The sequence below is a fragment of the Nocardiopsis protaetiae genome (assembly GCF_045446735.1).
In the GTDB taxonomy this organism is placed as follows: domain Bacteria; phylum Actinomycetota; class Actinomycetes; order Streptosporangiales; family Streptosporangiaceae; genus Nocardiopsis; species Nocardiopsis protaetiae.
Window position 1 is genome coordinate 1 of the sequence record NZ_JBJJBV010000067.1, and the last position, 20,554, is coordinate 20,554.

Genomic DNA, 20,554 nt, shown 5'->3' on the forward strand with positions numbered 1-20,554 from the left:
TTCCCCAACCCGGAGGAGCCGGGCGCCCTGGACCTGGCGCTGGCCGCGGCCGCGGAGGTCGGCGCCGACCTGGTGATCGCCAACGACCCCGACGCCGACCGGCTGGCCCTGGCACTGCCCGGGTACGGCCCGCTCACCGGCAACGAGGTGGGCGGCCTGCTCGCCGAGTACGTGCTCGGCCACACCACCGGGGACGACCGGGTGGTGGCCACCTCCATCGTCTCCTCCAGCCTGCTCGGCAAGATCGCGGACGGGAACGGGGTGCACTACGAGGAGACCCTCACCGGGTTCAAGTGGCTGGCCCGGGCCGGGGCGCCCGGGAGCAAACGCGTCTTCGCCTACGAGGAGGCCCTGGGCTACTGCCTGGGAGGCGACGCGGGCAGACCGGTCGCGGACAAGGACGGCATCAGTGCCGCACTGGCGGCGGCGGCGCTGGCCGCGGCGGCCCGGGCGGACGGGCGGACGCTGGCGGACCTGCTCGACGACCAGGCCCGCAGGTACGGTCTGCACCTGAGCGATCAGCTCTCGGTGCGGGTGTCGGACCTGTCGCTCATCGACACGGCGATGCGGCGGCTGCGCGCCGAACCGCCCACCGCGTTCGGTCCCCTGAAGGTCGCGGGGATCGATGACTTCGCCGCCGGACACGCGGGTCTGCCGCCGACCGACGCCCTGCGCTTCCGGTTGGAGGGCGGGGCCTGGGGGCGTGTGACGCTACGGCCTTCGGGCACCGAGCCCAAGCTGAAGGCGTACGCCGAGATCGTGATGGACGTGGAGGGCGAGGTCGCGGCCACCCGCGCGCAGGGTTCGGCGCTGCTCGCCGAACTGATGGCCTCGGTCGCCCTGGTGGTGGAGTAGCCGGGGCGCGGCTGGTCGTGGGGTCGGGGGGATAGGAGTCCGTTTCACTCGATGTCGCCGGGCTCCACGACGGGGCGGTGCACGACCTCGTCGATGACGGTGAGCGTCTGGGTGGACGTCACGCCGGGGAGCGATTGCAGGCGGGTCAGGATCAGGTCCCGCAACTGGTTGGTGTTGGCGACGCGGACCAGCAGGACGATGTCCGCCGAACCGACCACGTACCAGCAGTATTCGATCTCGGGGTAGGAGGAGAGGATCTCCCGGTTGGCCCGCCAGTCCGGCTGGCTGCCGGAGATGAGCACGAGCGCGGTGACGCCCAGGCCCATCTTGGAGTGGTCGGTCACCACGGAGTAGCCCCGGATGACGCCCTCGTCGGTCAGGCGCTTGATCCGGTTGTAGGCCGTGGCGCGGGAGACGTTGGCCAGCGCGGCGATCTCGGTGATCCCGGTCCGCGCGTCCTTGGCGAGCGCGCTGAGGATCGTCTGGTCGGTCGCATCCGGCCGCCGGCCGTTCCTGCGCTGCTCGCCCATGGCCATGTGGGTGCTCCTCGTGTCTTCTCGTTCCAGTGCAAGCCCCTTCCCATCGTCGTCGACCGGGGCTAACGGACTACCAGGTAAACATCGTTTGCTTCCATGGGGGTCTCAGTCATCGAGACGATGTCCGTCTGCGTGTGCGCCCGATCACCAGGGGATGCGTGCGATCGGTCTCACCATGCGGAATCTTCTTCTCACGTTCTCGACGGGCGGAGGGCGCCGAGGGTCTCCGACTGTACCCATGGTCGACGCGGCGATCGGCGCGGGGGTTTCCCGGTGGGCGCGGGCGCTCGCGCGCGGGTTCCGCGACGGTGACCGGCGTTCTCACGTGATGGCCGCTTTCGGTCGTCTCTGTCGTGCCGCGCCGCCTTTTCCTGGTCGGACTGCTGGGGTGCATCCGAACGTATGCGCTCCACTGTCGAACGGGGCACCCATCGTGGCCAACTGCGATCGTTCTGTGATGATGGGCCCCGATTCGCGGTGTATAGGTCCACCTGTCGTTTTCCCTGGTGACGCAGCCCACTGGTTGGACGATAGCGAACGAAGTGTGCGGTTTGGTCCTTGTATGTATCAAGTTTTCGAGATTATCTAGCGCGAGTGTCGAATGATCCGGACAATCGCCTCATCAGTTACCAGACCACCCCGGAGTCCGGCCGCTTGCGGCGGACCACGTAGGGAGCCGCTGCACATGTCGACCCACGAGCCGCCGGGCCGGGACTCCATCACGGTGGACCACCTGCACCCCGACCTCACCCGCGCGCTGTACACGCACATGCGGACCGCACGCGACCTGGACGCCGAGGCCGTCGCCCTCCAGCGCCAGGGCGTCTTCCCGGCCTACGTGTCCGTCCGCGGGCAGGAGGCGGCCCAGGTCGCCAGCGCCGCCGCGCTGGACCCGGGTCGGGACTTCGTCTTCCCCACCTACCGCGAGATGGCCTCGGCGCTCGCCTACGGGGTCGAGATGGTCGGCTACATGGCCACCCACCGGGCCCTGTGGCACGGCGGCCTCTACGACGTCATGGAGTCCCGCTTCGGCGCCATCAACGCCGTCGTCGGCGGCCCCGTCCCCCACGCCGTCGGCTGGGCGGTCGGCGAGCGCATGCGCGGCGGCCAGGGTGTCGCCCTGGCCTACTTCGGCGACGGCGCCAGCTCCGAGGGCGACGTCCACGAGGCCATGAACTTCGCCGGGGTCTACGGCGCCCCCGTCGTCTTCTTCTGCCAGAACAACCGCTGGGCCCTGTCGGTGCCCAACGAGCGCCAGGTCGCCGGCGGCTCCGTCGCCGCCCGCGCCCAGGGCTACGGCATGGCCGGGGTGACGGTGGACGGCAACGACGCCGCCGCCGTCTACGACGCCGTCACCGAGGCCGCCGCCCGCGCCCGCCGCGGCGAGGGCCCCACCCTCATCGAGGCCCTCACCTACCGGGTGGAGCCCCACTCCACCTCCGACGACACCGGCCGCTACCGGGACGAGACCGAGGCCGACCGCTGGCGGGCGCACCGCGACCCGGTCGTGCTGCTGCGCGCCGCCCTCGTCGAGGCCGGCCACGCCACCGCCGAGGAGCTCGACGCGATCGACACCGGGGCCAAGAAGCGCGCCGAGGAGATCCGCGACGGCGTCTCCACCGCGCCCGAGCCCGACGGCTCGCAGCTCTTCACGCACGTCTTCCGGGAGACCACCCAGGAGCTGACCCGGCAGCGCCGCATCTGGGAGGAAGAGGTCCAGCCGTGACTGAACTCATCGACCGCACCGACGCCGCCGCCGAGACCCCCGTGCTCGAAGAGCTGTCCATGCAGCAGGCCATCAACCGGGCCCTGCGCGTCCTCCTGGCCGAGGACCCGAACGTCCTGGTGTTCGGCGAGGACGTGGGCGCCCTGGGCGGCGTCTTCCGGGTCACCGACGGACTCCAGAAGGAGTTCGGCGACCAGCGCGTCTTCGACACCCCGCTGGCCGAATCGGCGATCATGGGCATGGCGGTGGGCCTGGCCATGAACGGCTGGCGCCCCGTGCCCGAGCTCCAGTTCGACGGGTTCGCCTATCCGGCCATCGACCAGATCGTCAACCAGGTGGCGCGCATGAACTACCGCACCCGCGGTGCCGCACCCATGCCGATCACCCTGCGCCTGCCCTCCTTCGGCGGCATCCAGGCCCCCGAGCACCACGGGGAGAGCCTGGAGGCGCTCTTCGCCCACACCCCCGGGCTGAAGGTCGTCGCGCCCTCCGACCCCGCCGACGCCTACAGCCTCCTGTTGCAGTCCGTGCGCTCCGACGACCCCGTCGTCTACATGGAGCCCAAGGCCCGCTACTGGGACCGCCGCCCCGTCCGGCTCAGCGAGCCCACCGACCCCATCGGCACCAGCCGTATCGTCCGACCCGGCCGCCACGCCACCCTCATCGCCTGGGGCGCCATGGTCCACAAGTGCGTCCAGGTGGCCGAACTGGCCGCCGAGGACGGCGTCGAGCTGGAGGTCCTGGACCTGCGCTGGCTCAAGCCCATCGACGCCGCCGGGCTGGCCGCCTCGGTCGCGCGCACCAAGCGCGCCGTGGTGGTCCACGAGGCCCCGCTCACCGCCGGGCTCGGCGCCGAGGTGGCGGCCCTGGTCACGGAGCAGTGCTTCCGCGACCTGGCCGCCCCGGTGCAGCGCGTCACCGGTTTCGACGTTCCCTATCCCGCGGGTCCCCTGGAGCCGCAGTACCTGCCGACGATCGACCGCATTCTGTTCGCGGTGCAGAGAACCCTGGAGTACTAGACCGACCATGGCTGAAGAGAACGTCACCTTCACCCTCCCCGACCTCGGGGAGGGCCTCGTCGAGGCCACCGTCCTGGAGTGGCAGGTGTCCGTCGGCGATGTCGTCGAGCGCAACGCCCCGCTCGTGGAGGTGGAGACCACCAAGTCGGCCGTGGTGATCCCCTCTCCCAAGGCCGGGCGGATCGTCGAGCTGCACGCGGAGGAGGACCAGGTCGTCCCGGTGGGCGACCCGCTGGTGACCTTCGCCGTCGAGGCGCAGGAACAGCAGGCGGGCATCGTCGGCAAGGTCCCCACCGAGGAGGCCCGTCCCGCCCGCCGCGTCCGGCTCAAGCCGCCCACGGACTGACCGGGCCCGTGAACGGGGCCCGTTCGGAGGAATCGACGAACGGAGGCGGATTTTCTCGCCCCACGTTTATCGGAACCTCTGAAAGGGTCCCGTTCCGTCTTCTGTTAATACATCCGGCCGCATAAGGATTGAAGGATTCATGTCTGCGAATCTCGTCGGCGACGTGACAATGCGCTATGCGGATTTGCTTCCGCAGTCCCCGGCGGACGCCGCCCCCGTGCTCCTGCTCCACGGTTTCGGTACGAACTTCGCCATGAATTGGCAGGCCGCCGGGTGGCCCCAGCTGCTGGCCTCGGCCGGGCTGCGCGTGGTCGGCCCGGACCTGCGCGGCCACGGCGGCAGCGACAAGCCCGCCGACGACGCCTCCTACCTGCCCGAACACTTCGTCTCCGACCTCGTCGCGCTGCTCGACGAACTCGGCGTGGAGCAGGTCGACGCGGTCGGCTACTCCATGGGCTCACGGCTGGCCTGGGAACTGGCGCTCACCCGGCCCGAGCGGGTGCGCCGACTGGTCCTGGGCGGATTCGGCCCGGTCAACGCGTTCGACGGCACCGACCTGAGCGCCCTCGGGGAGGGCGCCACCCCCTTCGACCACGTGTTCCGCACGGTCGCCGCGCTGCCCGGCAACGACCCGGCCGCCCTGGCCGCCTGCGCCCGCGGCCAGGCCGCCCGGCCGTTCTCCGCCGAGCCCCCTATCACAGTGCCGACGCTGCTGGTCACCGGCGCCAAGGACGAGATCGCGACGGGCGCCGCCGAGCTGGCGGCGGCGATCGACGGGACCCACGTGGAGGTGCCCGGGCGCGACCACGTCAACGCGGTCTCCTCGCGGCTCTTCAAGCAGGCCGTGCTCGACTTCCTCACCACCTGACCTCCTCACCACCTGACGGGTGAGGTCGCGCCCCGGTCCGGTCCGCCGCTCCCAACGCCGGGCCCCGGGGCGCGGTCCGGGCTCCGGCGGGCGACCCCGCCGGAGTCCAGACCGGTCTAGACCGGCACCGCTTCACGTGGTGTTGTGACCCGCTGTGCCGGGTAGGGGGCCTTGCGTAGTACTGGCTTGTCGGGGCCGTGGCGAGGGCCCGAAAATGCCTCGGGGCAAAGGGGGTTGCCCCCGGCCCGGTGTGCGCTTGGTAACTTCCGAGTAAGGCACCGTGTCATTCAGCTCTCGCCTTCATAACAAGTCTGTGCGCCGGTTGGGTGTACTTTCCGCCACCGGATATCGTCCGACCGCAGAACTCAGCCCGGCCCCCGGTTGAAAGCGGGCCGCTGAGAGGGCGAAGGGGAGTTAACAAGTGAAGCGCAGCAACACGCTCAGGTTCGCCGCCATCGCGGCGGCCGGTGTGCTTGCCCTCACCGCGTGTGACAACGCGGCTCAGGAGGGCTCGGGCGACGGGGCCGGCGACGGCGGCGAGGAGGGCTCCGCCCTCCGCGTCGGACTCGCCTACGACGTCGGCGGTCGCGGCGACCGCTCGTTCAACGACTCGGCGTACCGCGGCCTGGAGCAGGCCATCGAGGAACTGGGCATCGACGCCCGCGAGTTCGAGCCCACCGACGGTGAGGCCGACTCCGCCAAGGTGGAGCGCCTGTCCACCGCGGCCGAGGAGGGCTACGACATCGTCATCGCCGTCGGGTTCGCCTACAACGAGGCCGTCGTCGAGGTCGCCCCGGAGTACCCGGACGTGAACTTCGCGATCGTCGACTCCGAGGTCGAGGGCATCGACAACGTCACCAGCCTGGTCTTCGCCGAGGAGCAGGCCTCCTTCCTGGCCGGTGCCGCCGCGGCGCTGACCACCGAGGAGGACCACGTCGGCTTCATCGGCGGCGTCGAGACCCCGCTGATCCACAAGTTCGAGGCGGGCTACGCGGCCGGCGTCGCGCACGTGAACGAGGACATCACGGTCGAGGTCGACTACCTCAGCCAGCCGCCGGACTTCAGCGGCTTCAGCGACCCGGCCCGCGGCCGCGAGCTGGCCCAGGCCCAGTACGACCGCGGTGCCGACGTGATCTACCACGCCGCCGGCGCCTCGGGCAACGGCGTCCTGGAGGCCGCCGTCACCAACGACTTCCTGTTCATCGGTGTCGACAGCGACCAGTACGAGAACGCCGAGGACGCGCAGAAGCCGTACGTGCTGACCTCCGCCATCAAGCAGGTCGACGTGGCCGTGTTCGAATTCATCAACTCGGTCGCCGACGGCGCCGCCCAGGAGGGCATCCAGCGCTTCGACCTCGCCGGCGGCGGTGTCGACTACACCACCTCCAACGAGGAGCTCATCAGCCCGATCCAGGGCGAGCTCGACGAGATCAAGCAGCAGATCATCGACGGCGAGATCGAGGTCCCGACCGAGCCGTAAACGCGCGATCGCGCACCCTGGCCACGGGTAGGACCCGTGGTGACTCACGGCCTGGGACGGCCGCCGGACGGGGGACCCCCGCTCCGGCCGCCGTCCCGGCCGTCGTTACGCGGACGAGGGCGTCCGGCGGAGGCGATCCGGCCCCGCGCCGCTCCGCATTTCTCAAGGAGACAGATGAGCAGCACGCCATCGGGCGAAGGGGGCCAGGCGCCCCCCGCCGTTGAGCTGCGCGGGATCACCAAGCGTTTTCCCGGCGTCGTGGCCAACCACGACATCGACATCTCCGTGGCCCCCGGCACCGTGCACGCCATCGTCGGCGAGAACGGTGCGGGCAAGTCCACGCTGATGAAGACCCTGTACGGGATGCACCGTCCCGACGAGGGCACCATCGCCGTCAACGGCGTCCAGGTGAAGTTCAACTCGCCGTCCGACGCGATCAGGAACGGCATCGGCATGGTGCACCAGCACTTCATGCTCGCCGACAACCTCACCGTCCTGGAGAACGTGGTGCTGGGCGCCGAGCGCCTGCACGGCATCGGCTCCAGGGCCCGCGCCGAGATCATCCGCCTGTCCGGGCAGTACGGGCTCGGGGTGGACCCGGACCGCCTGATGGAGGACCTGGGCGTCGGCGACCGCCAGCGGGTGGAGATCCTCAAGGTCCTCTACCGCGGCGCGCGCACCATCATCCTGGACGAGCCCACCGCCGTCCTGGTCCCGCAGGAGGTCGACGAGCTCTTCGACAACCTGCGCGAGCTCAAGAGCGAGGGCCTCACGGTCATCTTCATCTCGCACAAGCTCGACGAGGTGCTGTCCGTCGCCGACGAGATCACCGTGATCCGGCGCGGCACCACCGTGGCCACCGCCGACCCGCGCACCACCACCGCGCGGGAGCTGGCCACGCTCATGGTCGGCGGCGAGCTGCCCGTCCCCGAGCTGCGCGAGTCCACGGTCACCGACAACGTCGTGCTGTCCCTGGGCGGGGTCACCGTCCTCTCCGCCGACGGCCGCGCCGTCGTCGAGGACGTCACCCTGGACATCCACGAGGGCGAGATCGTCGGCATCGCCGGCGTCGAGGGCAACGGCCAGTCCGAGCTCATCGAGGCCATCATGGGCATGCGCCAGGTCTCCTCCGGGCGCATCCTGCTGGGCGAGGACGACATCACCGGCTGGCACACCCTGAAGATCCGCGAGTCCGGGGTGGGCTACATCCCCGAGGACCGGCACCGCCACGGCGTGCTGCTGGAGTCCTCCCTGTGGGAGAACCGCATCCTGGGCCACCAGACCAAGCCGCCGAGCGTGCGCGGCCCCTGGATCGACCGGCCCGGGGCGCGCGCCGACGCCGAGCGCATCGTCGCCGAGTACGACGTGCGCACACCCAACATCGACGTCATCGCCGACGCCCTGTCCGGCGGCAACCAGCAGAAGTTCATCATCGGCCGCGAGATGAGCGGGAACCCCCGCTTCCTCGTCGCCGCCCACCCCACCCGGGGTGTGGACGTCGGCGCCCAGTCCGCGATCTGGGAGCAGCTGCGCGAGGCGCGCGCCGCCGGGCTCGCGGTCCTGCTGATCTCCGCCGACCTCGACGAGCTCATCGGCATGTCCGACACCCTGCACGTCATCCTGCGCGGCCGCCTGGTCGCCCAGGCCGATCCGGCCACCGTCACCCCCGAGCAGCTCGGCTCCGCCATGACCGGCGCCGCCCTCGACGGTGACGGCGGCACGAGCACAGAAGGTGGCAGCGGTGACGACACCGCCGACCGGAACGGAGGCGGGTCGTGACTGAGACGAGCACCCGCCCCGGAGTATCGCGGGCCCTGCCCTCGGCACTCCTCATCGCCCTGCTGGGCACCATCGTCACGGTCGCCCTCGACACGGTGCTGCTGTGGTGGGCGGCACTGATCATCGGTGTCGTCGCGGCGTTCGCCGCCGTGGTCTGGGCCGACCGCCGCATCCCCGACGCCAAGCGGGCCGGCGCCGCCGGCACCAAGGAGGAGGGCACCACCCTGCACCGCACCCTGGTGGTCCCGACCGCCCTGGTGCTGTCGGTGGTCTCCGGCCTGCTGCTGGCCTGGTTCCTGGACCTGTCCCTGATCGAGCCGGTGGCCGCCGCGGTCGGCGCGCTGGTCGGCTCGGGCGTCGCGTTCCTGCTGTACCGCCGCCTGTCGGCGATGCTCGCGCTGTCCTTCGCCGCGGTGTTCGCCGCCGGGATCATCGCGATCGCCGTCACCGCGCTGGTGCTGTTCTTCAGCGGGATCGCCCCGGGGCCGACCTTCGCCCGGATGATCGAGTACGGCACCCGGCCCAACAGCCTGGTGCAGATCATCAACGACGGCACCACCTACTACCTGGCCGCCGTCGCCGTGGCGATCGGCTTCAAGATGAAGCTGTTCAACATCGGTGTGGACGGCCAGTACCGGCTCGCCGCCCTGATGTCCGCCGCCGTCGGCGGCTACCTGGTGCTGCCGCCGGTGCTGAGCCAGATCGTCATCATCCTGGTCGCCGTCGCGGTGGGCGGCGCCTGGGCCGGCATCGCCGGCTACCTCAAGGTCGCGCGCGGCGTGTCCGAGGTCATCTCGACGATCATGCTCAACGCGATCGCCACCGGCATCACCGCCTACCTGCTGAACACCAACCGCCTGGCGGTGGAGATCAGCACCAACAACATCGGCACCCCGCCGCTGCCCGAGAGCTCCTGGGTGCCCGGCATCCCGGCGGCGTTCCTCGGCTCGGAGCGGCAGATCTTCGGCCTGGTGCTGCTGGCCGTTGCTGTCGGCATCGGCTACGCGGTCATGCTCAACCGCACCCGGTTCGGGTTCGAGCTGCGGGCCACCGGCCAGTCGCAGAGCGCGGCCGAGGCCAGCGGTGTCAACGTCAAGAAGATGGTCTTCCTGTCCATGCTCTTCTCGGGCATGGTCGCGGGCCTGGTGGGCATGCCGCAGCTGCTCGGCAGCTCCCACTACTACGCGCTGGACTTCCCGACCGGCATCGGCTTCATCGGCATCGCCATCGCGCTGCTGGGCCGCAACCACCCGGTGGGCATCGCCTTCGCCGCGATCTTCTGGGCCTTCCTCAACCAGGCGGCGGGCATCCTGCCCTTCGACGGCATCCCCCAGGAGATCGCCATCATCGCCCAGGCCACCATCGTCCTCACGGTCGTCGTGGTCTACGAGGTCGTCCACCGCTGGGGCCGTCGCTACCAGCAGCAGCAGATCGGCAAGGAGCTCGGCACCACCGTCGCCGAGCCCGTCGAGGAGACCGTGCCGGCTGGCACGGCGTCCGACAGCGGTGACGCCACCGGGGACGACACCCCCGGGAACGACCGCGGCGGGGAGGCGAAGTGAGCCAGGAACTCAACGTCATGGAGCCGGTGGCCAAACCCCCGGTCCGCTCCGGCGGCCGGTCGGTGTGGCGCCTGCTCAGCCTGTTCGGCGCGGTGATCGTGGCCCTGGCGGGCCTGCGGGTCATCACCGGCCAGGACATGCTCACCGACGCGGGCACCGTCCGCACCACCATCACCTTCGCGGTGCCCATCGCCCTGGCGGCCCTGGGCGGCCTGTGGGCCGAGCGGGCGGGCATCATCAACATCGGCCTCGAAGGCATGATGATCCTCGGGACCTGGTTCGGCGCGTACTTCGCGTGGGCGACCGACAGCCCGTGGATCGGCCTGGCCGCCGGTGTGCTGGCCGGCATGGCGGGCGGCCTGCTGCACGCCGTCGCCACGGTCACCTTCGCCGTCGACCACATCGTGTCCGGTGTGGCGATCAACATCCTCATGCTCGGCGCGATGCGCTACCTGTCGATCCTGGTGTACTCCGACGTGCCCGGGGCGGGCGCCTCGCAGTCGCCCACCACGCCGCCGTTCCCGCAGCTGAGCCTGCCCGGGGTGGCCGACGCGCTGGGGCCCGTGGCGGCCGGAGGGATCCCCGTGGTCGGCGACCTGGCGTCGCTGGCCATCGGGCTCACCACGCGGATGTCGGCGCTGACGATCATCGCGATCCTCATGATCCCGGTGACCTACCTGGTGCTGTGGAAGACCGCGTTCGGGCTGCGGCTGCGCTCGGTCGGTGAGAACCCCGACGCCGCCGAGTCCCTGGGTGTGCCCGTGTACACGTTCAAGTACATCGCGGTCATCATCTCCGGCGGCCTGGCCGGCATGGGCGGGGTGTTCCTCGCCATCGTCGCCTCGCAGATCTACCAGGAGGGGCAGACCGGCGGCCGCGGCTACATCGGTCTGGCCGCCATGATCTTCGGCAACTGGCGGCCGGGCGGCCTGGCCATGGGCGCCGGGCTGTTCGGGTACACCGACGCGCTCCAGATCCGCGGCGGCGGCGCGGCCATCCACGCCCTGCTGCTCCTGCTCGCGGTGATCCTGCTGCTGGCCGCCCTGTGGCAGGTCCGCCAGGACCGCAAGGGGCTGGCCATCGCCGGGGTGATCGCGGCCGTGCTGCTGCTGATCTGGTACTTCACCACCGACTCGCTGCCCCGCGAGCTGGCCACCTACAGCCCGCACATCGCGACGCTGCTGGTGCTGTCGCTGGCCTCGCAGCGGCTGCGGCCGCCCGCCGGGATCGGCAAGCAGTGGCGGGCGAGCCGGTCATGAGCGCCGTCGATCCCGCGGACGTCGACTGGGAGGCGCTGCGCGCGGAGGCCCGGGAGGCCATGACCCACGCCTACGCGCCGTACTCGGAGTACCCGGTGGGCGCGGCGGCGCTGGTCGACGACGGCCGCACCGTCAGCGGCTGCAACGTGGAGAACGCCTCCTACGGGCTCGCCCTGTGCGCCGAGTGCGGGCTGGTCAGCGCGTTGCACGCCACCGGCGGCGGTCGCCTGGTCGCGTTCGCCTGCGTGGACGGGCGGGGGGAGACCCTCATGCCCTGCGGGCGCTGCCGCCAGCTGCTGTACGAACACGGCGGCCCGGACCTGCTGGTGGACACCCCCGAGGGGATCCTCACCATGGACCGGGTCCTGCCGCAGGCGTTCGGCCCGCACGACCTCGCCTGACCCAAGAGAACAGCAGTCACATCCCTCTCCCCGGTCGCCGCCCGCACGGCGGCGGCCGGGGAGACCCGTTTTTCTCCCGGAAGGAATGACATGGACGTCATCGAGATCATCCGCGCCAAACGCGACGGGGGAGAGCTCACTCCGGAGCAGATCGACTGGGTGATCGACGCCTACACCCGCGGCGCGGTCGCCGAGGAGCAGATGTCGGCGCTGGCCATGGCGATCTTCCTGCGCGGTATGAACCGCGCCGAGGTGTCCCGCTGGACCGAGGCGATGCTGGCCTCCGGCGTCCGGCTGGACTTCTCCGACCTGGACCGGCCCACCACCGACAAGCACTCCACCGGCGGGGTCGGCGACAAGATCACCCTGCCCCTCACCCCCACCGTCGCCGCCTGCGGCGCGGCGGTGCCCCAGCTGTCCGGCCGGGGCCTGGGCCACACCGGCGGCACCCTGGACAAACTGGAGTCCATCCCCGGCTGGCGGGCCTCCCTGAGCACCGACGAGATGCGGTCCGTGCTCGCCGAGACCGGCGGCGTGATCTGCGCGGCCGGAGAGGGGCTGGCCCCGGCCGACCGCAAGCTGTACGCGCTGCGCGACGTCACCGGGACCGTGGAGTCGATCCCGCTCATCTCCGCGTCCATCATGAGCAAGAAGCTCGCCGAGGGCACCGGCGCCCTGGTGCTGGACGTCAAGGCGGGCTCGGGCGCGTTCATGAAGGACGTCGACTCCGCCCGCGAGCTGGCCCGCACCATGGTGGACATCGGCACCGACCACGGGGTGCGCACGGTCGCGCTCATCACCGACATGTCCGTGCCCCTGGGCCGCCAGGTCGGCAACGCCCTGGAGGTCGCCGAGTCCGTGGAGGTGCTCTCCGGCGGCGGCCCGGCCGACGTCGTGGAGCTGACCGTGGCCCTGGCCCGGGAGATGCTCGCCGCCGCGGGCCTCACCCCGGGCGAGAACGGCGTCAAGGACCCGGCCGAGGCCCTCAAGGACGGCAGCGCCCTCGATTCCTGGAAGCGGCTGATCCGCGCCCAGGGCGGCGACCCGGACGCCCCGCTGCCGGTGGCGGCCGAGCGCCGCACGGTGCTCGCCCCGGCCTCGGGCGTGCTCACCCGCCTGGACGCCTACCAGGTCGGCCTGGCCGCCTGGCGCCTGGGCGCGGGCCGCGCCCGCAAGGAGGACGCGGTCTCCTTCGGCGCGGGCGTGACCCTGCACGCCAAGCCGGGCGAGACGGTCTCCGCGGGCGAACCGCTGTTCACCCTGCACGCCGACGACCCCGAGCGCTTCGAGCGCGGCGCCGCGGCCCTGGAGGGCGCCTTCGACATCGACCCGGACGGCGTCTTCGAGCCGGGCCCGATCGTCATCGACCGCATCGCCTGACCGCTTGAACGCCCGTGGGGCGGCCGCCGGACCCCCGGCGCCCGCCCCACGGGCGTTGTGCGCCGTGGCCGTTGTCCGCTGCTCACAGCGGCCAGGCGGCCAGCAGATCGCCGGGACCGTACGCGGCATCGAGGCCTGTGCAGTCGACTCCGCTGCGCGAGACCGCCATGATCGGGACGGGTTCACCGGTGAGGGCCGCCCGGTGCCGGTGGAGGGCCGCCAGGTCATGCCGGTCGAAGGGGGACTGCTCCAACCACTTGATGGAGCCGACGAAGAGCAGCGTTTTGGCGATGGGGGCGCGGTCCGCCCCGACGATGTCGATCTCGACGTCGTTGGTGCGGGTCCAGTAACCGCCCACCGCGGGGGCCGCGGGCAGCCCGTCATCGGGCAGTATCCGGGCCAGGGCCTCGCGGACGAGGGGCTCGACGGCTCGGCCGCGCCAGCTGGTCCAGCTCTCCCGAATCCGGGCGAGGGTCAGATCGCCCCGTCCCCGCTCGATCTCCTCCATGGACGGGCCGAGCAGGTGCAGCCAGAACCTCAGGTAGGGGTCCGCCACCCGGTAGCGGCGGTCCTTCGACGGACGCGGCGACACGGGCAGTTCCGCGGCGACGATCCGTTTGTCCGTGAGCAGCTCCAGCGCTCGTTGCAGGGGCGTGGCCCCGATACCGCCGGCCGCACGGGCGATGTTGGTGAAGGTCCGCTCGCCGCTCCCGATGGCCGCCAGCACCGTACGCGCCTGGGCCTGCGGGGGGAACTCGGCGGCCAGTGAGCGTTCGGCCGACACCAGCAGGGCTGAGACCGGGTCGCTCAGTGCTTCGCCCAGGAAGTCCCAAAGCCCCGCGCCCCGCGGCCACTCCGCGCAGATCAGTGGCAGTCCGCCGGTGACCAGCGCGGCGTCGAAGGCCTCCGCCGGATCCAGCCCGAGCATCTCTCCCACCTCGGCGGGGTTGAGCGGGCCCAGCAGCATTTCCCGGCCACGCTGGTGGAAGGGGCGTCCGTAGCTGTTCAGCGCCTCCATCATCGACAGATCGGAGCCGATGAGGATCAGTAGCACGGGTTTGGTCTCCAGCACCCGATCCCAGGCCCGTTGCAGCATCCCCTCGAAGGCGCCATCGGCATCCATCAGGTACGGCGCTTCGTCGATGACCAGCACGCTCGCTCGGTCGGTGGGCAGCGCCGCGGCCAGCACGTCGAACGCGGCATCCCAGCTCTCCGGCCGCGCGGCGGCCACCAGCCCCGCCAGCGGCAGCGTTGATGACCGGGCGTCCCGGGCCAATCGCGCCAGATCGTCCCGGGGGGATGCGCCGGTCGCCGCGTAGAACAGAAAAGGCGCTCCGGAGCGTTCCGCGAATCGCTCGACCAGTCGCGACTTGCCCACCCGGCGCCGTCCGCGCAGCATCACGCACCGACCGGGGCGCTCCCCACCGACCCCCAGAGCCACCTTCTGCAGCTCGCGCTCCAGTGTGGCCAGCTCCTGCCGACGGCCGACGAAGTCCACCATGCCCACCAGCCCCCATTGAGACTACTAACGTCAATGTTAGCAACATTGATGTTAGTGAATGGGTTGTGATCGGAGGTCTCGGCCCGAGAGGGTGTCTTCGAGCCGGGCCCGATCGTCATCGACCGCATCGCCTGACGGCGTTGACGCCCGTGGGGCGGCCGCCGGACCTCGGCGGCCGCGCCCCACGGGTTTCGGGTCAGGAGCCCAGGGAGAAGGTGCGGACCTCGGTGTCCACGGGCCCGCCCTCGCCGTGCAGGCGGACGACCTCGAAGGGCACGTCCACCAGGCGGTTGGTGTCGTCCCAGGTGAGCGGGCCGCGGGGGCCGACGTAGGCGATGTCCTGCCCGTCGCGGACCCGGGCCAGGCAGTCCGCGTACCCGGTGCACTCCCGGCCGTCGGCGCTCACCGCGGGCAGGTGGGCGGCGATCTCGGCGGGCTCGACCGAGCCCGCGGACTCGGCGGCCAGGGCGATGAGGTTCACGCAGTCGTAGAGCGCGGCCGTCACCCCGCCGAGCTGCGGTGAGTGGGACAGGTCGTGGTCCGCGGTGTCCGGGTTGATCTCGGGGAAGCCCCCGTCCGGCCGGTGGTGCCGGACCAGGGTGGCACCCGCGGGCCCCCTGTCCTCCAGCGCGGCCGAGGGGTCATCGAGAGTGCGTTCGGGCAGGTAGATCCCCTCGGCGGGGAACCCCTGGCCCACCAGGGCGTCGCCCAGGAGGGAGGAACCGCCCGGGTCCACCCCGATGAAGGCGTCCACGTCCCGGGCGATGAGATCGGCGGCGGTGTCCTCGAAGGCGTCCGGGGAACCGAGGGAGGCGAAGACCGGCTCCAGGGTGTCCACCTCGACGATCTCCACGCCCAGTCGCCCGCCCTCGGCCAGCAGGGCGTCCAGCACGGCCTCCTCGCCGGGGGCCGACCCCACGGCGATCCGCTCCCGGCCGTCCTCGGCGGCGACCTGTAGCAGGGCGCGGGCCAGCAGGTCCTGGCCGGGGAGGACGGAGAAGTACAGGCCGTCCCCGAAGAGCGGGGCGAGGGTGCGGATCTCGGCGTTGCCGCAGTAGAGGATCCCGGCCCCGGTGATCTCGGGGATCAGGTCGGCGGAGCCGAGGGCGTGGGAGCCCAGCACGGCGTGCACGCCCGCCGCCGCCAGGGGATCGGTCTCCTCTGCGGCCACGGGCACGGCCACCTCGTGGCCGAGCACGCCGCCGACCGCGTTGACCTCCTCCAGGGCGAGGGCGATCGCCTCCTGCTTGGGCCCGGTGCTGCCCTCGGCGGAGAACAGGCCCAGGGCCAGGGGTTCGGGGGAGACCGCCAGCGGGTCGCCGACCGACGGGGTGCGCAGCCAGTACGCGGCACCCGCGGCGGTGCCCATGAGGACGACGGCCAGGGCGACCGCGCCGATGATCAGCGGGCGCCGGTCCGGCGCCCGCGGTGCCTGTGGCGCGGGGGTCTCGGGCAGGGAGGGGGATGTCACGCGTGTTCTCCGGGGCGGGGAGGTGTTGCCGATATGTGGCTTATGCCTTTTTTGTTAAGAGATGCCGGATTTTAGCAGCGCGATGCCCCGGGGTGGCGAGTGAATAAGGAAGGGGGCCGCGGGGTGGACGGCGCCGGGGTGCCGTTCTCCGGGGCGGGGGCCGTCGGCGTGCGACGCGGCCCCGGAGAACGTGTCAGATCCGCCCCGCCGCGATGACGTAGGTGACGATGGCCAGGACCACGAACAGGCCCCCGGCCAGCACCGTCGCCGAGGACACCCAGCGGGCCCAGGGGCGGGTGGCCTCCCGGCTCAGGACCAGCGACAGCGAGGCCGTCAGCACTGTCAGCACGCCGAGCCCGCCGTAGGCCAGCAGGTCGGCGTTGACGGAGGCGAGGTGACCCTCGGTCTCCAGGGTGACGTCGGTGAAGGCGAACCGGCCGAAGAGTTCGAACAGGCGCTGTCCGGTCGCCGCCGGGGCGAGCAGCAGCAGGGAGGCCAGGGCGAAGGTCTCGGCCGACAGGACGCCCGGCGTGCTCGCGGCGCGGCCGGCGTCCAGGAAGGCGTCGGCGGGCCGGGCCGCCGCGGTGTCCGGGGCCGCCGCGGTCGCCGTTGCCGGGGCCTTCGTCTCGGGGGTGTCCGCCGCGGGGGCGTCGTCGGCGGTGGGGCCGTCGGGGGCGGTGTCGTCGCTGGGGGTGGTGTTCTCGGAGGTACTCACCCGGACAAAATATCCGCTCGTTCCCCGCTTTCCCGAGGGTGGTAACCCACGCTCCGTGGCCGGTTCCGGCCATATCGTGATGAAGGGGGCGATCCACAGAAAAACAATCACGAGTGCTTGTTTTTTTGTGTGTCCGGTGTCACTCTCATCACCATGACCGCTACGCCCTCGCTGTGGGTCGGCAACGCCTCCGGTTTCTACGGAGACCGCCTCAGTGCCGTCCACGAGATGCTCACCGAAGGACCGGTCGACGTCCTCACCGGTGACTACCTGGCCGAACTCACCATGGCCATCCTCGGTCGGGACCAGCTCGCCGACCCCTCGCGCGGCTACGCCAAGACCTTCCTGCGGCAGATGCGCGACAGCCTCGGGCTCATCCTGGAACGCCGCGTCAAGGTCGTCACCAACGCGGGCGGCCTCAACCCCCAGGGCCTGGCGGACCGGCTCACCGAACTCGCCGAGTCCCTCGGCTTCGACCCCCGCATCGCCTACGTGACCGGCGACGACCTGCTGCACCGCGCCGAGGAGCTGGGCCTGGACGGACCCCTCACCGCCAACGCCTACCTGGGCGCCTTCGGCATCGCCGCCTGCCTGGACGCCGGGGCCGACATCGTCGTCACCGGCCGGGTCACCGACGCCTCCCTCGCCGTCGGCCCCGCCATCTCCCACTTCGGCTGGACGCACGAGGACCTCGACGCCCTGGCCGGGGCCACCGTCGCCGGGCACGTCATCGAATGCGGCGCCCAGGCCACCGGCGGCAACTACGCCTTCGCCGACGAGCTGCTGCGCGAGGGGCACGACCTGGACCGGCCCGGCTTCCCCGTCGCCGAGATCCACGCCGACGGCTCCGCGGTCATCACCAAGCACCCCGGCACCGGCGGCGCCGTCACCACCGGCACCGTCACCGCCCAGCTGGTGTACGAGATCGCCGGGGCCCGCTACCCCGGCCCCGACGTCACCACCCGCCTGGACACCGTCCGCCTCGAACAGCAGGGACCCGACCGGGTGCGCCTGTCCGGCGTCCGGGGGGAGGCCCCGCCGCCCGACCTCAAGGTCGGCCTCACCGGCCTCACCGGTTTCCGCAACGAGGTCGACCTGCTCATCACCGGCCTGGACGCCGAGGCCAAGGCCGCCCTGGTCGAGCGCCAGCTGCGCGCCGCCCTGGCCCGGCGCCGCCCCGAGGAGCTGCGGTTCGAGTTCATCCCCGCCGCCGACCCCCACGGCGACACCCAGGACGCGGCCACCGCCCGGCTGCGCGTCACCGCCCGCGACCACGACCCCGCGGTCGTCGGCCGGACCTTCGGGGCCGCCGCCGTGGAGCTGGCGCTGTCGGGCTACGCCGGGTTCCACCTCACCGCCCCGCCGCGCGACGCCCGCCCGGACGGGGTGATCGCGAGCCACGCGTTCGTGCCCGCCGCGGAGGTCGAGCACAGCGCGATCCTGCCCGACGGCGACCGCCTGGTCATCGCCCCGCCCCGGGCCACCCGGCCGCTGGAGGAGGTGCCCGAGCCCCCGCTGCCGCCGCCGCTGCCCGAGGGGCCGGTGCGCGAGGCCCCGCTGGGCCTGGTCCTGGGCGCCCGCAGCGGCGACAAGGGCGCCGACGCCAACCTCGGTGTGTGGGCCCGCGACGAGGAGGGCTGGCGCTGGCTCGCCCACGTGCTCACCGTCGACCTGCTGCGCGAGCTGCTCCCCGAGACCGCCGACCTCAAGGTCACCCGCCACCTGCTGCCGCACCTGCGCGCCGCCAACTTCTGGATCGAGGGCATGCTCGCCCCCGGCACCGCCCGCCGCGAGGGCCTGGACCCGCAGGCCAAGGGCCTGGGCGAGTGGCTGCGCGCCCGCCGCCTGCCGCTGCCGGTGTCCCTGCTGCCCGCACCCGACCCGTCCCGCCGGGAGGTCCGGCCGTGACCGCCCGCGTAGAGAAAGCGCCACTCATCAAGTTTGACTACTTGAGTGCGGGCGGAGGAATAGTAGTCAAATTTGATTACTGGAATGCGCGCGGCAATGGAGTGGTCAAGCTTGACTACTCGGATGTGTTCGGAGAGGTGCGCCCGTGACAGTGCTCAGCAGTCGGCTCGACACCGGCTCGGCCGAGTTCGCCGAGGCCCGCGAGGCCATGCTCGGCAAGCTCGCCGAGATCGACGCCGAACACGCCAAGGCGCTGGCCGGAGGCGGCGACAAGTACGTCGAGCGCCACCGCTCCCGCGGCAAGCTCACCGCCCGCGAACGCGTCGAACTCCTCCTCGACGAGGGGGCGCCCTTCCTCGAACTGTCGCCCCTGGCGGGCTGGGGCAGCGAGTACACCGTCGGCGCGAGCCTCATCACCGGCGTCGGCGTGGTCTCGGGCGTCGAGTGCGTCATCGTCGCCAACGACCCCACCGTCCGCGGCGGCGCCAGCAACCCCTGGACCCTCAAAAAATCCCACCGGGCCGGGGAGATCGCCGCCCAGAACCGGATGCCGATGATCAGCCTCGTGGAGTCAGGCGGCGCCGACCTGCCCTCCCAGAAGGAGATCTTCATCCCCGGCGGTCGCACCTTCCGCGACCTCACCCGGCTCTCCGCCGACGGCGTTCCCACCGTCGCCCTGGTGTTCGGCAACTCCACCGCCGGCGGCGCCTACATCCCCGGCATGAGCGACCACGTCGTCATGGTCCGCGACCGCGCCAAGGTGTTCCTCGGCGGCCCGCCCCTGGTCAAGGCCGCCACCGGCGAGGAGAGCGACGACGAGTCGCTGGGCGGCGCCCGCATGCACGCCGAGGTGTCCGGCCTGGCCGACCACCTCGCCGAGGACGAGCACGACGCCCTGCGCATCGGCCGCCGCATCGTCGCCAGGCTGGGCCACCGCAAGGCCGGGCCCGCGCCCGCCGCTGGCGCTCGCGAACCCCTCTACCCCGCCGAGGACCTGGTCGGCGTCATGCCGCCCGACCTCAAGGTCCCCGTCGACCCCCGCGAGATCATCGCCCGCGTCGTCGACGGCTCGGAGTTCGACGAGTTCAAGCCCGCCTACGGCGGCGGGCTCGTCACCGGCTGGGCCGACCTGCACGGATACCCCGTCGGCATCCTCGCCAACGCCAACGGGGTGCTGTTCAGCGCGGAGGCCCACAAGGCCACCCAGTTCATCCAGCTCGCCAACCGCGCCCACACCCCGCTGGTGTTCCTGCACAACACCACCGGTTACATGGTCGGCCGCGAGTACGAGCAGGGCGGCATCATCAAACACGGCTCGATGATGATCAACGCCGTCTCCAACAGCACCGTCCCCCACTTCTCGGTGCTGGTCGGCGCCTCCTACGGCGCCGGGCACTACGGCATGTGCGGCCGCGCCTACGACCCCAGGTTCCTGTTCGCCTGGCCCAGCGCCCGCTCCGCCGTCATGGGCCCCCGTCAACTCGCCGAGGTGCTGTCGATCGTCGCCCGCCAGTCCGCCGCCCGCAAGGGACAGCCCTACGACGAGGAGCAGGACGCCCTGGTCCGGCAGATGGTCGAGGGGCAGATCGAGGCCGAGTCCCTGCCCCTGTTCCTGTCCGGGCGGGTCTACGACGACGGCGTCATCGACCCCCGCGACACCCGCACCGTCCTGGGACTGTGCCTGTCCTTCGCCCACAACGCCCCGGTGCGCGGCACCGACCGCTTCGGCGTCTTCCGAATGTGAGGAC

Annotated in this window: 17 protein-coding genes; 13 read left to right on the plus strand and 4 right to left on the minus strand. The window is 71.7% G+C overall.

Going from position 1 to position 20,554, the window contains the following annotated elements:
* The coding region (locus ACJOT3_RS12885) for a phosphohexomutase domain-containing protein (RefSeq protein ID WP_489685959.1) at positions 1-855 on the plus strand (855 nt) is incomplete at its 5' end.
* A gap of 44 nt (positions 856-899) precedes the next feature.
* Here ACJOT3_RS12885 and ACJOT3_RS12890 read toward each other — a convergent pair.
* Entirely contained in the window at positions 900-1,391 is a 492-nt protein-coding gene (locus tag ACJOT3_RS12890; protein ID WP_306366782.1) for an Lrp/AsnC family transcriptional regulator, read from the minus strand.
* A gap of 685 nt (positions 1,392-2,076) precedes the next feature.
* Between ACJOT3_RS12890 and ACJOT3_RS12895 the strand changes: the two genes are divergently transcribed.
* The 10 genes from ACJOT3_RS12895 (at position 2,077) to ACJOT3_RS12940 (ending at position 13,211) form a co-directional block, all read left to right on the plus strand.
* Positions 2,077-3,117, plus strand: a complete 1,041-nt coding sequence (locus tag ACJOT3_RS12895; protein WP_406972282.1) for a thiamine pyrophosphate-dependent dehydrogenase E1 component subunit alpha — start codon at positions 2,077-2,079, stop codon at positions 3,115-3,117.
* Positions 3,114-4,136, plus strand: a complete 1,023-nt coding sequence (locus ACJOT3_RS12900) for an alpha-ketoacid dehydrogenase subunit beta (RefSeq protein WP_406972284.1) — start codon at positions 3,114-3,116, stop codon at positions 4,134-4,136. The genes ACJOT3_RS12895 and ACJOT3_RS12900 overlap by 4 nt, the downstream gene beginning before the upstream one ends.
* Before the next feature lie 7 nt (positions 4,137-4,143).
* Entirely contained in the window at positions 4,144-4,482 is a 339-nt protein-coding gene (locus ACJOT3_RS12905) for a biotin/lipoyl-containing protein (RefSeq protein WP_406972286.1), read from the plus strand.
* Between the two features lie 139 nt (positions 4,483-4,621).
* Positions 4,622-5,350 carry an alpha/beta fold hydrolase gene (locus ACJOT3_RS12910; protein ID WP_406972288.1) on the plus strand — a complete coding sequence of 243 codons (729 nt, stop codon included), beginning with the start codon at positions 4,622-4,624 and terminating at the stop codon, positions 5,348-5,350.
* Between the two features lie 421 nt (positions 5,351-5,771).
* Positions 5,772-6,830, plus strand: coding sequence for a BMP family lipoprotein (locus tag ACJOT3_RS12915; RefSeq protein WP_406972290.1), 1,059 nt, complete (start codon positions 5,772-5,774; stop codon positions 6,828-6,830).
* 174 nt (positions 6,831-7,004) lie between these two features.
* Complete coding sequence (locus tag ACJOT3_RS12920; RefSeq protein ID WP_406972292.1) at positions 7,005-8,609, plus strand: ABC transporter ATP-binding protein; 1,605 nt, start codon at positions 7,005-7,007, stop codon at positions 8,607-8,609.
* Entirely contained in the window at positions 8,606-10,171 is a 1,566-nt protein-coding gene (locus tag ACJOT3_RS12925) for an ABC transporter permease (RefSeq protein WP_406972294.1), read from the plus strand. The genes ACJOT3_RS12920 and ACJOT3_RS12925 overlap by 4 nt, the downstream gene beginning before the upstream one ends.
* Positions 10,168-11,430, plus strand: coding sequence for an ABC transporter permease (locus ACJOT3_RS12930; protein ID WP_406972296.1), 1,263 nt, complete (start codon positions 10,168-10,170; stop codon positions 11,428-11,430). The genes ACJOT3_RS12925 and ACJOT3_RS12930 overlap by 4 nt, the downstream gene beginning before the upstream one ends.
* The gene (locus ACJOT3_RS12935; RefSeq protein ID WP_406972298.1) at positions 11,409-11,831 is read left to right on the plus strand and encodes a cytidine deaminase; all 423 of its coding nucleotides are present in this window, start codon (positions 11,409-11,411) and stop codon (positions 11,829-11,831) included. The genes ACJOT3_RS12930 and ACJOT3_RS12935 overlap by 22 nt, the downstream gene beginning before the upstream one ends.
* A 90-nt stretch (positions 11,832-11,921) precedes the next feature.
* Positions 11,922-13,211: a thymidine phosphorylase gene (locus tag ACJOT3_RS12940; protein WP_406972300.1), complete on the plus strand. Its 1,290-nt coding sequence runs from the start codon at positions 11,922-11,924 to the stop codon at positions 13,209-13,211.
* A gap of 82 nt (positions 13,212-13,293) precedes the next feature.
* Here ACJOT3_RS12940 and ACJOT3_RS12945 read toward each other — a convergent pair whose 3' ends face one another.
* The 3 genes from ACJOT3_RS12945 to ACJOT3_RS12955 form a co-directional block, all read right to left on the minus strand.
* Positions 13,294-14,712 (minus strand): ATP-binding protein, encoded by a 1,419-nt coding sequence (locus ACJOT3_RS12945; RefSeq protein ID WP_406972302.1) that lies wholly within the window; start codon positions 14,710-14,712, stop codon positions 13,294-13,296.
* A 196-nt stretch (positions 14,713-14,908) separates the two neighbouring features.
* A complete protein-coding gene (locus ACJOT3_RS12950; RefSeq protein ID WP_406972304.1) occupies positions 14,909-16,183 on the minus strand; it encodes an ABC transporter substrate-binding protein in 1,275 nt (424 codons plus the stop codon).
* A 193-nt stretch (positions 16,184-16,376) separates the two neighbouring features.
* Positions 16,377-16,898, minus strand: coding sequence for a hypothetical protein (locus ACJOT3_RS12955; RefSeq protein ID WP_406972306.1), 522 nt, complete (start codon positions 16,896-16,898; stop codon positions 16,377-16,379).
* Between the two features lie 153 nt (positions 16,899-17,051).
* On the opposite strand from ACJOT3_RS12955, the gene ACJOT3_RS12960 reads away from it, so the two are divergent.
* Both ACJOT3_RS12960 and ACJOT3_RS12965 read left to right on the plus strand, forming a co-directional pair.
* Positions 17,052-18,806 carry an acyclic terpene utilization AtuA family protein gene (locus ACJOT3_RS12960; RefSeq protein ID WP_406972308.1) on the plus strand — a complete coding sequence of 585 codons (1,755 nt, stop codon included), beginning with the start codon at positions 17,052-17,054 and terminating at the stop codon, positions 18,804-18,806.
* Positions 18,807-18,951: 145 nt separating this feature from the next.
* Positions 18,952-20,550: an acyl-CoA carboxylase subunit beta gene (locus ACJOT3_RS12965; protein ID WP_406972310.1), complete on the plus strand. Its 1,599-nt coding sequence runs from the start codon at positions 18,952-18,954 to the stop codon at positions 20,548-20,550.
* Positions 20,551-20,554 lie beyond the last annotated feature (4 nt).

Coding starts and splice junctions, on each gene's coding strand:
- ACJOT3_RS12890 (WP_306366782.1), bottom strand. CDS start 1,391: ATGGCCATGGGCGAGCAGCGCAGGAACGGCCGGCGGCCGGATGCGACC.
- ACJOT3_RS12895 (WP_406972282.1), top strand. CDS start 2,077: ATGTCGACCCACGAGCCGCCGGGCCGGGACTCCATCACGGTGGACCAC.
- ACJOT3_RS12905 (WP_406972286.1), top strand. CDS start 4,144: ATGGCTGAAGAGAACGTCACCTTCACCCTCCCCGACCTCGGGGAGGGC.
- ACJOT3_RS12910 (WP_406972288.1), top strand. CDS start 4,622: ATGTCTGCGAATCTCGTCGGCGACGTGACAATGCGCTATGCGGATTTG.
- ACJOT3_RS12920 (WP_406972292.1), top strand. CDS start 7,005: ATGAGCAGCACGCCATCGGGCGAAGGGGGCCAGGCGCCCCCCGCCGTT.
- ACJOT3_RS12940 (WP_406972300.1), top strand. CDS start 11,922: ATGGACGTCATCGAGATCATCCGCGCCAAACGCGACGGGGGAGAGCTC.
- ACJOT3_RS12945 (WP_406972302.1), bottom strand. CDS start 14,712: ATGGTGGACTTCGTCGGCCGTCGGCAGGAGCTGGCCACACTGGAGCGC.
- ACJOT3_RS12960 (WP_406972308.1), top strand. CDS start 17,052: ATGACCGCTACGCCCTCGCTGTGGGTCGGCAACGCCTCCGGTTTCTAC.